Genomic DNA, 13,952 nt, shown 5'->3' on the forward strand with positions numbered 1-13,952 from the left:
TGTCTTTTATTTTTTTTTGGAAAAATATAAGACAGCCTCAACTAGAAAAATAAACATCTATTATTCATGTTTTTACTATTCTAATTAACAATTAGGTAAGTATTTAAATGTCCGGATTTAATGATATAGATACCTTTACTGAGGCCGTTTTGATAACCAAATAATTTCCATTTATTATATCTCTTTCCGTCATCGCCAGTATATGTATCTACATACGAAAAATTTTGACTTATTAGTTGACCATTAAGGTTGAAAAGTTTAATATCCTTTTGATCAAAAGGAACGCCTTGAATTATCACCTCATAAGTATCTTGGTTAATCACATTAGGAATAACCTTCAACTGATGGTCTTCTAGATTTAATGAAGCCACACCTAATGATTTAAATTCCCAATCTACCTTGGCTAAACCTTTTGCTGCATCAAGCCAAACTGAAGCGTGTTTAAATTCTCGGGTCCATATATCGCCATTTCGGATAGCAGCACCAAGAGGTTCGCCTAAAGGGTATTCAAATTCAGGGAATGGAGGGATTGTTCTAAATAGATCTTTTCCAGCATCATCAGCAATAGGAGTACTCTGATATGCCATATAAGAATACTCGTTGGCTCCTAAAAGAAATATAGCGAGTCTAAATTCAAAATACGCATATAGCTCAGCCAAATCATCCTTTTCCGTTTGGTTAGGTAAGGAGCTATAAAACTCTGGCATTGCATCCAAAGCTTTTGTTCGCATTTCTTCAATGGTAAGTGTTGGTGCAGGTGTGGGTTTTTCAATTGACATATTAAAAAAAGTCATTTTACCGTCTTCGCTAATGGTCTTATAAAGTTCAATACCTGTGTTTAGATGTTCTGTATAACTATCCCCATAGCGTTCAAAATTTTCTATATAATTACAATGGGCATAATCCTTCACATAACTATAATTTCCATCGGGCAAGAACCACGGTTTTAAGAAATTACCCGTTATAATCATTTTATCGGCAAATTCATCTCGAATGGAAGCTAATAATGGTTTTAAATAATCCTCAGTATAACTATTATCATAATAAGGATCTTCACCAATTTTGTTTCCCCAATAGTCATAACCACCGTGCGCAGCTCCCTGCCCAATTCTAATTGCATCGGTTAGTGCATCAACAAACATTACATGACCAGGCACCTGATCATCTATTCTAGATTGCATATCACTTATCCACCATTCCTGTATTTTTTTACCAAAATATTCTGTGTTGGTATTTAGCAAATTATAATATGGGTGCACTGTGTTTAGATAGACGTTAGGAGACCCTCCAGCATTATACATAAACCACTCGGGAACATCTGAAAATACCGTGTCTAATCCCGTATAATGTCTTACCAAATTTTTATAAGTAAATCTATAAATCCTTTTGGGGTAAGGAATTGTGAAATCTTCTCTTGAACTCTGTGTGAGATTACTTTGAAGATTAATAAACATACATTTTTTGGCAATAATATCAACAGCCTCACTCGGGAATGGGGGATCATGACGATAACGTACCAAAACTCCTCGCTGAACTTTATCCCAAGTATAAGTGTCGAGATGAGATAAATGCTGAGGCAAATAATCCATAAAATCGGTTTGTGACCTAGAAATATGTGTACATAAAATAGCTATAAGTGTAATAGTGTATTTTAGTCCTAAAAAATGCAAATGTCTTTTCATAATTTTAGTTATTTTTAATTTTTAGTTATTAAAATCCATCACTAGATTTTATTTTATAAATTCTCTTGGTCTTATTTGTCTCTAATACTTTAGTTTTTATTAATCTTGTATACCAAAAAAGAGTAATTCTTCCGACTCTAACTTGATAAAATAAATTATATGAATTTTCATGTCGGAATAAAAAGATTTTTCACTCCTTAACAGTAACGATTTTCTTAAGACGAATATCTTTACTTGAAGCACCCACCTGAATTTCAAAATCGCCAGGTTCTACCTCATATTGGCGTAACATGGGGTTGTAATAGCGGAAATCTTTACTGATGTCTAAATCAAACGAAATTGTTTTTGTTTCACCTTTTTTAAGAGCTATACGGTCAAACTTTCGTAGTTGTTTTACGGGCATCCATGTATCTGATTTAACATCTTTAATATAAAGCTGTACCACTTCTTCACCATCAAATTTTCCTGTATTTTTAATTTTTACTGATACTGAAAGTTTCTCCGAGCTATTTAATACTTTTTTATTAACACTTAAGTTAGAATATTCAAAATTGGTATAACTCAGGCCATGGCCAAAAGGGAATAATGCTTCTCCAGTATAATATCTATAAGTAAATCCTTTACCCGCTCGCATGTTATAATCTTTAAAATCGGCTAATTCATTAGTTGAAGTATAAAAAGTTACGGGTAATCTTCCTGCTGGATTATAAGCACCAAATAGCACATCGGCCACAGCATCTCCTCCACGCTGTCCAGGATACCAAGCCATTAACATAGCATCCAATTCATCTTCTAGACCACTGCATGCAATGGAACCACCAGACATTAAAACAAACACTATTGGGGTGCCTGTTTTTTTCATGGCTTTTAGTGCATTCAACTGAATTTCTGGCAATTCAATGGTTGTTCGGTCTCCTACATTAAATCCAGTAACACCTGTGCGACTTTTCATTTCCTCACCTTCCCAAGTAGCATCTAATCCTCCAACAAAAACAGCTACATCGGCATTTTTAACATCGGTTAAGGTTTTATCTGAAAGCTCATAAGGGTTTGTATTAATCGCTTCATCTTCTTGGCTTGGAAGCACCCATACCAATTTGACTTTGGCATTGCCCATATTCTCGAAATAGTCTAGTTTAATATCATAATATTGTCCTTTTTCTAAATGAATTTCGGCTAAAGAAGTTGCCATAACATTATTATGCCAAGCATCTGTTATTGGTTTGCCATCAACCCAAAGTCGGTTACCATCATCCGATTCTACTCCTAAAATATATTTACCTGTTTCTGGTGCTAATAACTTACCAGACCAACTAATAGAAAATCGGTCGATATCTATAGCTTTATCTTCCGTTAAAATACCCTGAGCAATAGCTGTGGTAGTAGGTGAACTAGTAGGCGACCATTCAAAATTAATTTCAGGATCAATTCTTTGAAATACGGGCTGTTCTTTTAAATTTCTATTCCTGTAATAGGTTCCTGTTAGACCTTGTTCTTGCTTCCCATTTTTGTTTGTTGTAAATAAATATTTACCATCAATAACATTGTATTTATCATTAACCAATTCAGCCGTAACTAACGATATTCCTTGTGAATAACTAATTTCCACATCATTTCCTGCTGCTTTTCTGATGCCCTCTATGACTGAAACAGGATTTGAAGCTGTGCCATAATAATTTCCGCGTAGGGCATTAATATTATCAGCATTGGGTCCTACAACGGCTATTTTTGAAATCTTACTTTTATTTAATGGTAAAACCCCATTATTTTTCAACAAAGTCATTGATTTCTGAGCCATTTCTAAGGCTACTTGATTATGAGGCTCGCTGTTATTAACTTCTATAGGAATGTTTGCAAAGGGCACATCTTCAGCTTTGTCGAACATACCCAATTTCATTTTTGCTAATACCAAACGATATACCGACAAATCGATTTCACCTTCATCAATTAAACCCAATGCAACCGCATTCTTTAAATACGTTTGATAAACCGATCCGCAATTTAAATCGCAACCTTTTCGAACGCCAATTGCTGCGGCTTCTTCTGGTGTGTTCACTATTTTATGAAACTTATGAATATCTCTAATCGCACCACAATCGGAAACCACATAACCTTTAAAGCCCCATTTATTTCGTAAAATATCTTCGAGTAATAACCAACTAGCACAAGACGATTCCCCATCTACTCGATTATAAGCCCCCATTATTGAATATGCTTTTGCATCAACAACTAAATCTTCGAATGCAGGCAAATACGTTTCCCATAAATCCCGTGTATTGGGGGTAACATTAAAAACATGCCTTTCTGGTTCCGGGCCATTATGTACTGCAAAATGTTTGGGTGTAGCTACAAGTTTCATGTATTTAGAATCATCGCCCTGTAAACCTTTTACAAACTGCATACCCATTTGCCCTGTAAGGTATGGGTCTTCGCCGTAAGTTTCATGTCCGCGCCCCCAACGAGGATCTCTTAATATATTGATATTTGGCGACCAAAAGGTTAAGCCAAAATATCTACCATAATTCTTATTACGAATCGCCTCATGATATTTCGCACGAGCTTCATCGCTAATAATATCGGCTACTTTCGTCATCATTGCTGTATCGAATGTAGCCGCCATACCAATGGCTTGAGGAAAAACGGTAGCGTTTCCTGACCTGGCAACCCCGTGCAAACATTCATTCCACCAGTTATATTCTGGAACCCCTAAACGCGGAATTGCAGGCGACCTATCACCCAATTGAGCAATTTTCTCATCCAGTGTCATTTGACTAACCAAATCTTTAGATCGTGTTTCAAAATCTAGACTAGTATCCATGAACTTTTTGTTTGCGTTTGATACGCTTTGTCCGCTAGCAGAAAGAACTATTAAAATTAGTAATCCTGTTAATAAATTAAGTTTCATAAAAGTTTTAATAGTTAAAGTTTATTGCAATCCCATTTTAGACACATCCAATGCTTCGATGCCTATTTCTAAAGCTGGACTTTCTGCTTTGAACCTGAAATCTCCTTTTAATGCATCTACAAACATGGGCTCTGCGAAAACACTATTTTGCTCCTTTCCAACCTTACGCATTTTCGCAAAATGTGCATCCATCCAAGAAGGATTTGTTGGATGACTATAAAGGTTAGAATCCATGTCTGTTTCTACAATTAATGGTTGCCCATCTTCACTTCTTTGAATAGGTCTTTCTCCGTATGCTATACTTTCTGAAGGATGTGACACTATAATATTATGATGTACTTTTGAACCTTTTACGCTAACCCACTCAAAACTCACATACCCCCATTTAGGAGAAGATATTGGATTAACAATAAAATTATTGATAATATCATTTACCCCTTTTGAAGCGATTCCTGCGCTAAAACCGTAATTGTTATTTAGGATATTTCCATAAATTAAAGTTTCATGTTGGTCGTCATCACAACGAATAGCTGCGGGGAAGGAATGCTCTAAATTATCATGTATATAGTTGTAGCGAATAATATTACCTGTTCCCGCTCCTGAAATATATATGGCGTTCCCATCGGATAGTAATTGCACACTATGCGTAATTTCATTGTATTCAAAAACATTATGTCTGGAATGGTTGTACTTTTCACGAATCTTCCAGTTTTCGTAGGTTTCGATCGTATTTTCTTTAACTGTTTCCGGAATTTCATTCTGCCTAATAGTTCTACCGCCTTCTCCATTTAAATCTCTATTAGGCTCTACTCTATTAGTAATCATTACAGCTGCATAACCGCTGTGGTGTATAAAATTGTTTGCAATATGATTAGAGCCACTTTGCCAAGCCCAAATCCCTGGAGAATGCCAAGTAATCTCACTAAAATGATGTATGTGATTATTGGTAATATCGTTATGATGATTCACATCTTTTGTTCCTGCTCCATAACCGGCAAGCAAAATTCCAGCTTCACCTAAATGAGCAAATTCACAATTGGCTATACGATTACGTTGTGCATATAAATCTAATCGGATACCAGAACCTCCCGAATTTAGAAAATTACAATCTGTTACTACGCAGTCTTCCGCTCCACGAAATCGAATCATGGCTGAAGGTTTATCAAACATATCCCAATCATGCTGCATACCCCAACCCAAGCGGTTTTCATCATTTGTCCAAGCCAATCGGTCGGCATGAGTAAATGTAATCCCTTTAAATGCAATTCCTTTAACGGGGATATCGGTTGAACCATTATAATCAATCTGACCTTCAACCCGAATAAGTTCGCTAGTAGTTGGAGCTAATATCCCTTGAGGTTTTCCTTCTGGCCCTATGTTTTTAGGCCACAAATAAATTTTTCGCGTTTTAGTATTTACTACCCATTCTCCTGGCTCGTTTAATGCTTCAATGCTGTTTTCAACCCAAATAGTTGCTCCCGTAGGATTGTGAACCCATGCTGGTAAATTATCTATTGTATAGGTCGCAGAAACACCCGTTTCAGCTACTAATTTGTTTTCATCAACGTTTTTAAGTGGTAGCATATTAATTACCCAAGGTCGATAAGGTCTAACTTGAACTTCTATATCCTCAATGTTATCCCTATTTTTCAGAGCTCCTTTTGGAAAATAAATATGTTTTTTATCGCCCTTTTGTGTTGGAGCAAAGCCTTCATTTCTTGCTCTAGTTAAACGGCCATGACTATCATAAAGCGTGTAGAATTTTTCTAATCCTTCAGGCATATCAGCCACCCATACATGACCTATCGCATTAGATGGTAGTTCAGATGGAGCCGTTTTCAATAACTTCCAACCTGTAATCGGCATACCAGCGCTAAGCACCGGATGTTCATTAGGATAGGCTGAAATAGTTAAATGTGTTGGCAGAGTAGTTTCTCCTGCACCATAGCTATCTAGGGTTACATGCTCAGATTTTTCAGATCTTCCATCTTCATTTCTTAAAACCAAGGTTTCGTTTAGTTGATGACGACCCTCTCGTAAATATATAATTATAGGATTTTCAAAACCATTTTTTCTAAAATGTCTAGAGGCTGTTATTGCCTTTTGAAGAGTGGCGTAAGGATTTGTAATACTACCATTTCCCGAATTATCCCCTTCTACCGAGACATAAATTTCTTTAATGATTTTATCTTTTGAATTCTTTGAACAAGAGACTAGTAAAAGCATTAAAACTAAAACAAGTATAACCTGTGTAACAACAGTAAAATGATATTTTAAAACACTATATTCTTTAATTAACTTACTCATGTTTCACAAAGGATTACAATACGTATTAATTAATTTATTTCCACGAGATTTTAGCTTCTTTAGTCTCTGTATTTACCCAAACAGAAGCATGTTCAAACTCTCTAGTAAACTCCCATTCATTTTCAACAAGTCGTTTATAAGCGCCTTTTGGAGATCCAATTGGTTTTTGTAATTCAGGATAATCTACCAAGGGTCCGCGTTCTAATCGCCATCCCCAACCATATTTAAAATAAGCATAGGGTTGAGCACCTATTAAAAAGCAAGCTTGATAATATTCTAGGCGCTCTTTTGATAATTGTTCTAGGGCTATTTCCCTTTCCTCCCCAGTTAAACCATCTATTGCTGGATTTCCTTCTGCTTCAACACCGATACGAAATACCGAAATTTTTCCCGCTTTGGCGTTGTTTAGCATATCCTCCCACTCTTCAAGAAGGTTCTCTTTAGACAATTTTTGAGCATTATAATGCTCGAACATGGCTGCATCCACTGCTGGAAAGACATCTTCCACATCTGATGCATTGTTCCCTAACAAAATTTTATCTGCGCCTAATGCTTGTTTTAAATTCGACATCATTTCGCCCATGGCCTTTTCCACCTCAACCTTTTGTGAATTACGCAACCAAACGAAACCATGCATCTGATCAATAAAAACACCATCGGCTCCAGAAAAATTTACTCCAGCAACAACAGCTTTAACCCACCAATCACGAAAATCTGGATTTAATACATCAAAGAAAAAAATATTGTTACGGTGCTCTAATTCTCCTGTAGTTTCATTTACAATAAGAAACTTTTTAAGTTCAGGATACGCATCAATTTTATTTCTTGTGAAATTTTCATTGTAAGAAGTAAACGGCCAAGCATAAGCTGAATTAAAATAATAAAGCACTTTAGTTTCTGGATCAAGCTTTTTAAAAGCCTCTACTTCATGTTTAGTTCCTACCTCTGCGTAACCAAGCACAGATCTGGCATGATCCTTTTCAACACAAACAAAACTAGATTTTCCTGAAATGTTTTCTACCTCGGCTTCCGTTAATGTTCTTGTTCCATTTCCAAACATACTGTATTGAGGTGTCGTGCCCCAATTAAATTTGGGGTAAGAACTCTTGGGTTCAAACAACGTACCATCACTTATCATCAATTCAGATGTACCGGTATCTATTTCTTCTGTGTTTTCGTATTGCGGCCCTTCATTACCAGAGCAGCTTAATAAAGTAATTATCATACTAAAAACGACCATATTTTCTTTTTTTAATACCAATTTATACTTCATAAGTAATTATATTTTTCTTCGAAGGTTTTACACCCAAATTTTCTCAAGTGCATGGCTTGAGTAACTTGATTTGTTTGCTATTATTTAATCCATTCAATTTTTGCCTGCATTTTCTCAGTATCTACCCAAACCGAAGCATGTTCAAATTCTCTAGTAAATTCCCATCCATTTTCTGTTACTCGTTTATATGCCCCTTTTGGTGCTCCAAGTGGTTTTAATAATTCTGGATAATCTACCAAAGGCCCGGTATGTAAACGCCAGCCCCAGCCATATTGAAAATAAGAGTACGGTTGTGCACCTATTAAAAAACAGGCTTGATAATATTCTAATCTTTCCTTGGACAACCCTTCAAGTGATGTACCAGTTGATCCTTTTATTAATGTTTGACTTGCCTCTTCTTTTTCAGCCTCTACCCCTATTCTAAAAACAGATATTTTTCCTGCTTTGGCATTTGCTAGCATATATCCCCATTCTTCAAGTAGGTTCTCTTTACTTAATTTTTTGTTATTATAATGCTCAAACATAGCTGCATCTATTGCAGGAAAAACATCTTTTACTCCAGATGCATTATTACCTAATAAGATTTTATCGGGTCCAATAGCTTTTTTCAAATTCAGCATCATCTCACCCATAGCCTGCTCTACTTCTCTTTTCCTATCATTTCGTAACCACACGAAGCCATGCATCTGATCGATAAAAACGCCATCTGCTTTAGAATCCTTTACGCCTTGGGCTACTGTTTTTACCCACCACGTTCTAAATTCAGGATTTAACACATCAAAACAGAGTGTGTTATTTCTATGAACTAGTTCTCCTGTTTCTTTATTAACCAATATGAATTTCTTCAATTCTGGATAATCATCAATTTTATTTTTTTTAAAATTCTCATTATAAGAAGTAAACGGCCAAGCATAAGCCGAGTTAAAATAAAAAAGCGCTTTAATATTAGGATTTATAGCTTTAAAAGCAGCAATTTCTTCTTTGGCTCCAATTTCGGCATATCCAACAGCTTTATGAGCATGATGTTTTTCAATACAAATAAAATTTGTTTTAGCTGCTATTGTTTTCACTTCCTTAGAACTTAATAATCTAGTACCGTCACCAAACATGCAATATTGAGGCGTAACGTTCCAGTTAAAATTTGGGTATGAATTTTTAGGCTCGAATTTACTACCATCACTTATTAAAAAAGTTTTTTGTGTTGGCGTTTCTTCTGAAATATGTGTCGTGTTCTTTTTAAAAACATGGCAAGAAGAACATAGGGCAATTAATAAAAGGATGCTAATTTGTTTCATTTTTATCACTTATAAGTATTGTAAATAAATTGATTTTTAACCAAAAGAAGCGGTTTTATATGGTAACGCGTTTCTTTAATCAATCATTTTATTACTCTTTTTGTGCTTTACAAGTAATTGGTTAAATCTGAAAAAATAAAGGCGTTTTTGGGCAAAAAAAAAGCTTAAAACAAGAAGTTCAAGCTTTTTTTAAATATTTATTTTTTTGCTGTCTAAACCAAAAACACCGACAAACTCAATGCGCCATGGGCACCAATAACTAAAGATTGTTCGATATCAGCGGTTTTTGAAGGACCAGATAGAAAAACACCAAACCCAGTGTCTTCACCATTTAGCTTTTGGTATGCTTGATGCATAAAAGTTACTAAATCGTCCTTTTTTAAAATAACAACTAAGTGTTTTGTAATAAACGGTAAAATACGCATTGGTAATAAAGCATCATTAAGCCAAATAGCACCGTTTTCGGCAACCCCAACATTACTTTCAACAATTAAAACATCTAAATCTTCTAAATCATGAGGGGTTTTTATTGCCTCTAGATTAATGGTATTAAAATCTTCAGTGTTTTCTAAAGTTGAAAAATTAACTTTGGCTTCCGGGAACAACTTTTGGACTTCCCCAACAACCAGGTCTTTTGATTGCGTTTCAAATACTTGACCACCTGCTGTTTCAACTTTAACCGTAAATTCTTTTAATAGGTCTCGACCGTCTTCAAAAACATCTAAAGCAATGTTTGGAATATTTAAAAGCTTCGGTTTATTCGTTTTTACCCTTGCTAATATATCTGCTCTACTACTCATTCTTTTTTCTGTTTTTATACCATTCATCAAAACTTTCTTTAGGGCCTTTTGGCAAGTCGCGTTCTCTACCCCAAACGTTTGGTTTCGAATTAATCACGCTTTTAGGTAAATTACGTAAAGACCAACGGGCTACCATTCCAACTTTTTCAAACTGCGATGGTTTAGCGAACATTTTGCCCATCATTTCCATAGAAACTTTCTTAACAAATGGTTGCTTCATTTCTTTAGTAATAATTTGACGCCATTTATACAACTGCGCATGGATATCGATTTTTACAGGACATACATCTGAACATGATCCACATAAAGTAGATGCAAAAGGCAAACTGCTATGCTTTTTTAAATCTTTTCCTGGTGATAAAATTGAACCTATTGGGCCTGGAATGGTCGCGTCGTAACTATGTCCGCCACTACGTCTGTAAATCGGACAGGTATTCATGCAGGCACCACAGCGGATACATTGTAAGGAGGCTCTAAAATCTGGACGACTTAACTGCTCGGTTCTGCCATTATCAACAATAACGATATGCATTTTAGCACCTTCACGAGGCTTTCTAAAATGCGATGAATAGGTTGTAATGTGTTGTCCTGTAGCGCTGCGCCCTAGAAGTCTTAGAAAAACCCCTAGATGTTCTTGTTTTGGGATAATTTTTTCAATTCCCATACAAGCAATATGCACTGGCGCTAAATGCGCTCCCATATCGGCGTTACCTTCATTAGTACACACTACAAAACCTCCTGTATCTGCAATGGCAAAATTAACACCTGTAATGGCTGCGTCTGCATTTACAAATTTTTCTCTAAGGTGTTTACGCGCTTCGCCCGTTAAATATTGCGGATCTCCACCACAGGGTTTCGTTCCTAAATGTTCTTGGAATAATTCGTCTACTTCCTCTTTGGTTTTATGAATGGCAGGTAATACAATATGACTTGGCGGTTCTTTAGCTAATTGTACGATGCGCTCTCCTAAATCGGTGTCGATAACCTCTATACCATCAGCCTCTAAAAAAGGATTTAAATGACATTCTTCAGTCAGCATCGACTTACTTTTAACTACTTTTTTTGCATTGTGCTCTTTTAAAATACTGTGCACAATTTTATTATGCTCATCGCCATCTTTAGCCCAATGGACTTGAACGCCATTTTTTAGAGCCTTTTCTTCAAATTGAATTAAATAATTATCAAGATTAGACAACATGTGCGCCTTTATGCCTTGTCCTAAATTACGTAAGTTCTCCCACCCTTCTACAGAATGTACCGACTTATCGCGTTTATGACGTACAAACCAAAGGGCTTTGTCGTGCCAATTAACTTTTTTTTCGTCTTTATTGAATATTGTTGCTGCTTTTGAATGACTCATTTTCTTTTGATCAATTTACACTGTTTAAAATTTCAGCAATATGAAGTATTTTTAAAGGTTGATTATTTCTTGTAACCAATCCTTCTAAATGCATCAAACAAGACGTATCGGTTGCCGTTATAACTTCTGCACCGTTATCTAAATGATCTTGGATTCTATCTTTGCCCATTTTAACGGAAATAGCTTCTTCGGTAACCGCAAATGTTCCCCCAAAACCACAACATTCATCCTGTCGGCTTAATTCAATTATTTCTGCACCTGAAACTTCTTTTAATAATTCACCTATATATGAATATTCTTCCGTCACCTTTTCAGAACAGGATCCAAGTCGCAATCCTCTTAAACCATGACAACTTTTATGAATGCCTATTTTATGCGGAAATCGAGCACCTACATTTTTCACTTTTAATACGTTCAATATGAAATCACATAGTTCATAAACATTTTTTCTCAATTTTATTACTTCTGCTGTTTGAGGAATAATATCAAAATGTTTTTTAACGTGATAGGCACAACTTCCGGAAGGTGTCACGATATAATCAAATCCTTTAAATTTTTCAACGAAATTATTACAAGCTCCTAAAGATTCCCTTTCGTATCCAGAATTCGCCATGGGTTGTCCGCAACACGTTTGTCCTAAAGGATATACCACTTCTACATCCAACTTTTCTAAAAGTTCCAAGGTGGCTTTACCAACTTGCGGATATAATTGATTGATGTAACAAGGAATGAACAATCCTATTTTCATAATTGCAATTTTATGATGATTTAGTTGACAACTCATTAAAAGCTTTTTCGGATGCTTCGTTTAAAGAGATGTCATTTTCCTTTTTAAAGGCATCGGTTAAAGATTTCCATTCATTATAAAACCCCTTTTTAAATGCTTTAAAACCTAATTTCTCAATTCTTTTTCCGTTAATTTCCATATCCTTGACTTTTTAAAATTAATAAGCATGAATTTTAAGTGTTCTGTAACCATATACAGCTATGAAACAGAAGCATAAAAATGGTAATATAAAAGACATATTTACCGCCGCAAAACCACCAATGGCCCCTTGATCTATAATCAACCCTTGTAAAATGGGCATTAAAGCACCGCCTACAATAGCCATAACCAAACCGGCCGCTCCCAACGTTGAATCTTCTTCGCTTAATCCATTTAGTGCAATACCATAAATAGTAGGAAACATTAAGGACATAAATGCGGATGTTGCAATAAGTAAATAAAGCCCCATCATACCTTCAATTAAAATAACTCCAGACGTGGTTATCATGGCACCAATAGCAAATATGGTTAGTAATTTTCTTGAGTTTATGTATTTCATTAAAAAAGTACTTATGAACCTACTTGACAAAAAGATTGCCATAGCAATTATGTTATAATTTTGTGCCGTTGCTTTTGAAATCCCTAAATTATCAGCATATTGTATAATAAATGTCCAACACATAATTTGTGCAGCCACATAAAACAATTGGGCAAAAACACCCTCGCGATATTTACCGTTTTTAAACAATCTTTTAAAAGACTCTGATGCAGGTCCATGGTGGTCGGTATTACCTCGTTTAGGCATTTTAGCGAGTGAAATAACTATAAACATGGCTATAACAACACCTCCAAGAATAACATATGGGTTTCTAATAATTGCTAAATCGTGTGTTCTAATAACCGCTTTTTTAGCTTCATCTAAAGTGGTAAAAATCAATTCACCCATTTCATTTCTTTTATCCGAATCTAAGGCCGTTAGAATAAACTTTGATGCTACAAACATTCCAAAAAGAGAACCAATAGGGTTAAAAGCTTGCGCTAAATTTAAGCGTCTGGTAGCAGTACGCTCATCTCCCATTGATAAAATATAAGGGTTTGCAGTTGTTTCTAAAAATGCCAAACCAAAAGTTAAAATATAAAGAGAGACTAAAAAGAATCCGAAAACTTCAAACTTTGCTGCTGGATAAAACAATAAAGCACCAAAAGCATAAAGCGCCAATCCTAAAAGAATTCCCTTTTTATAACTATATCTTCTAACAAAAAGTGCTGCGGGAATAGCCATAGTGGCGTAACCTCCATAAAATGCAAATTGCACTAATGCTGCTTTTGCTGTTGATATTTCCATAACTGTACCAAAAGCAGCTACCATTGGGTTGGTAATATCGTTTGCAAACCCCCATAATGCAAACAGGGATGTAATTAAGATAAAAGGAATGAGTACTTCTTTTGATACTACTGGTACTTTTTCTGTAGATTTCATTTTGGTTTAGTTGGAATTAATATTAATAGTAAAAATGAAAGCATACTATAGTCAAATATTTAAATTTTAACTATAGTATGTTTT

General features: G+C 35.4%; 10 protein-coding genes. All 10 read right to left on the reverse strand.

Going from position 1 to position 13,952, the window contains the following annotated elements; translation table 11 throughout:
- Positions 1-80: 80 nt before the first annotated feature.
- The 10 genes from J8H85_RS13935 to fucP all read right to left on the reverse strand — a co-directional run bounded on the left by J8H85_RS13935 (position 81) and on the right by fucP (position 13,868).
- Positions 81-1,682: a putative glycoside hydrolase gene (locus tag J8H85_RS13935; protein ID WP_209655827.1), complete on the reverse strand. Its 1,602-nt coding sequence runs from the start codon at positions 1,680-1,682 to the stop codon at positions 81-83.
- 190 nt (positions 1,683-1,872) lie between these two features.
- Positions 1,873-4,587 (reverse strand): glycoside hydrolase family 3 protein, encoded by a 2,715-nt coding sequence (locus tag J8H85_RS13940; protein ID WP_209655828.1) that lies wholly within the window; start codon positions 4,585-4,587, stop codon positions 1,873-1,875.
- A 21-nt stretch (positions 4,588-4,608) separates the two neighbouring features.
- Complete coding sequence (locus J8H85_RS13945) at positions 4,609-6,894, reverse strand: right-handed parallel beta-helix repeat-containing protein (RefSeq protein WP_209655829.1); 2,286 nt, start codon at positions 6,892-6,894, stop codon at positions 4,609-4,611.
- A gap of 34 nt (positions 6,895-6,928) precedes the next feature.
- A complete protein-coding gene (locus J8H85_RS13950) occupies positions 6,929-8,167 on the reverse strand; it encodes a putative glycoside hydrolase (RefSeq protein ID WP_209655830.1) in 1,239 nt (412 codons plus the stop codon).
- An 80-nt stretch (positions 8,168-8,247) separates the two neighbouring features.
- Positions 8,248-9,462, reverse strand: a complete 1,215-nt coding sequence (locus tag J8H85_RS13955; protein ID WP_209655831.1) for a putative glycoside hydrolase — start codon at positions 9,460-9,462, stop codon at positions 8,248-8,250.
- Positions 9,463-9,674: 212 nt separating this feature from the next.
- Positions 9,675-10,262, reverse strand: coding sequence for a LutC/YkgG family protein (locus tag J8H85_RS13960; RefSeq protein ID WP_209655832.1), 588 nt, complete (start codon positions 10,260-10,262; stop codon positions 9,675-9,677).
- Complete coding sequence (locus J8H85_RS13965) at positions 10,255-11,622, reverse strand: lactate utilization protein B (protein WP_209655833.1); 1,368 nt, start codon at positions 11,620-11,622, stop codon at positions 10,255-10,257. The genes J8H85_RS13960 and J8H85_RS13965 overlap by 8 nt, the downstream gene beginning before the upstream one ends.
- Before the next feature lie 10 nt (positions 11,623-11,632).
- Positions 11,633-12,370 (reverse strand): (Fe-S)-binding protein, encoded by a 738-nt coding sequence (locus J8H85_RS13970; RefSeq protein ID WP_209655834.1) that lies wholly within the window; start codon positions 12,368-12,370, stop codon positions 11,633-11,635.
- Positions 12,371-12,380: 10 nt separating this feature from the next.
- Positions 12,381-12,548: a hypothetical protein gene (locus J8H85_RS13975; RefSeq protein WP_209655835.1), complete on the reverse strand. Its 168-nt coding sequence runs from the start codon at positions 12,546-12,548 to the stop codon at positions 12,381-12,383.
- Positions 12,549-12,566: 18 nt separating this feature from the next.
- Positions 12,567-13,868 carry an L-fucose:H+ symporter permease gene (fucP, locus tag J8H85_RS13980; RefSeq protein WP_209655836.1) on the reverse strand — a complete coding sequence of 434 codons (1,302 nt, stop codon included), beginning with the start codon at positions 13,866-13,868 and terminating at the stop codon, positions 12,567-12,569.
- Positions 13,869-13,952: the final 84 nt, after the last annotated feature.

Origin of the sequence: Mariniflexile gromovii (genome assembly GCF_017814435.1) — a bacterium.
Lineage (GTDB): Bacteria > Bacteroidota > Bacteroidia > Flavobacteriales > Flavobacteriaceae > Mariniflexile > Mariniflexile gromovii.

Coding starts and splice junctions, on each gene's coding strand:
- J8H85_RS13935 (WP_209655827.1), bottom strand. CDS start 1,682: ATGAAAAGACATTTGCATTTTTTAGGACTAAAATACACTATTACACTT.
- J8H85_RS13940 (WP_209655828.1), bottom strand. CDS start 4,587: ATGAAACTTAATTTATTAACAGGATTACTAATTTTAATAGTTCTTTCT.
- J8H85_RS13945 (WP_209655829.1), bottom strand. CDS start 6,894: ATGAGTAAGTTAATTAAAGAATATAGTGTTTTAAAATATCATTTTACT.
- J8H85_RS13950 (WP_209655830.1), bottom strand. CDS start 8,167: ATGAAGTATAAATTGGTATTAAAAAAAGAAAATATGGTCGTTTTTAGT.
- J8H85_RS13955 (WP_209655831.1), bottom strand. CDS start 9,462: ATGAAACAAATTAGCATCCTTTTATTAATTGCCCTATGTTCTTCTTGC.
- J8H85_RS13960 (WP_209655832.1), bottom strand. CDS start 10,262: ATGAGTAGTAGAGCAGATATATTAGCAAGGGTAAAAACGAATAAACCG.
- J8H85_RS13965 (WP_209655833.1), bottom strand. CDS start 11,622: ATGAGTCATTCAAAAGCAGCAACAATATTCAATAAAGACGAAAAAAAA.
- J8H85_RS13970 (WP_209655834.1), bottom strand. CDS start 12,370: ATGAAAATAGGATTGTTCATTCCTTGTTACATCAATCAATTATATCCG.
- J8H85_RS13975 (WP_209655835.1), bottom strand. CDS start 12,548: ATGGAAATTAACGGAAAAAGAATTGAGAAATTAGGTTTTAAAGCATTT.
- fucP (WP_209655836.1), bottom strand. CDS start 13,868: ATGAAATCTACAGAAAAAGTACCAGTAGTATCAAAAGAAGTACTCATT.